Annotated in this window: 1 protein-coding gene and 1 pseudogene; both read right to left on the minus strand. The window is 61.5% G+C overall.

The genetic code is table 11. The features are described from left to right. Positions 1–920: ABC transporter permease subunit (locus A2I95_RS39515; RefSeq protein WP_291737814.1), on the minus strand; the 920-nt coding region annotated here is incomplete at its 3' end. A gap of 127 nt (positions 921–1,047) precedes the next feature. Then, positions 1,048–1,245: pseudogene (locus A2I95_RS39520) on the minus strand (amino acid ABC transporter substrate-binding protein); the annotation flags it as partial.

Genomic DNA, 1,245 nt, shown 5'->3' on the forward strand with positions numbered 1-1,245 from the left:
TCCGCGATGAAGGCAGCGGTGTACAGCGACAGTGCCAGCCACAGCGCGATCAGCGAGTTGCGCATGTGGGTGCCGCCCTGGAAGTTAAAGCCCTTCAGCTCAGGGTAGCCCAGGTGAAAACCCAGCACAGCCAGCAGGATCACCATCGGCACCACCACCACGGCGGTGCGCACATGCCAGGTCACCGGGCGGTCGCCGGTGGCTTCCTGGATGCGGTCCGCACGCCGGCGGATCTTGATCGAGGCAAACAGGCTGAGGCCCAGCACCACCAGAATGGCAATCAGGTCCAGGCTGACGTCAAACCGCAGCGAGGCATCGCCAAACAGATGCGCATCGCCCAGCGAACGCGAGAACAACGGCTCTGGGATATAGACACCCCGGTTGGTCACGGCAACGCTGTCCATCAGGCTGAGCGTGGCTTCGGGATTTTCACCCCGGAACGCCCGTGGCGCCGGCAGGGTTTCGATCAGGATCGCCATCACAAAAACGATCCACAACAGCACCGGCACGTTGCGGAACAGCTCGACGTAGATCGTCATCAGACGCGCCACCAGCCAGTTCGACGACAGCCGCAGAACGCCGATGATCACACCCAGGATGGTGGCCGTGACACAGCCCAGAAACGCAACAACCAGCGTATTCAGTAGCCCCATCAGCGCGGCCCGCAAATGGCTGTCGCGCGAGGTGTACTCCAGCAGGCGCTGGTTGATATCATAGCCGGCCGGTTCGGTGAAGAAACCGAAGTCGAAAGCCTTATCCTGCGCCGCCAGGTTGCTCATTGTGTTGTTGATAAGCCAGGCTGCCAAAAGCATGAACCCGAACATGGCGATGACCTGGATGGTCCCCGACCGGTAACGGGTGTCATAAAGGAGCATAGACAGCCGGAACTGCTCCTTTGGAGGGTCAGTTAACGTTGACATATAGTGTGATCCCCTGGGCTCCGGTGGTCTGTCCTGGCGGGGTTGTCCCCGCTCCGCAGCGCTCCGGAGCTTATTTTCTGATAGGAAAAGGGCGCAGGAAACTCCTGCGCCCTTTCCGATGGTCTGTTTAGCGGAACGGCGGTGCGTACAGCAGGCCGCCTTCGGTCCACTGTGCGTTCAGGCCGCGGGCCAGGCCGACCGGGGTGTCTTCACCGATGTTCTTGGCAAAGATTTCACCGTAGTTCCCCTGCGAGGCGATTGCCTTCTGGGCCCAGGCGGCGTCCAGGCCGAGCATCTCGCCCAGGGTGCCTTCGCTGCCCAGCAG

The sequence above is a fragment of the Leisingera sp. F5 genome (assembly GCF_001593695.1).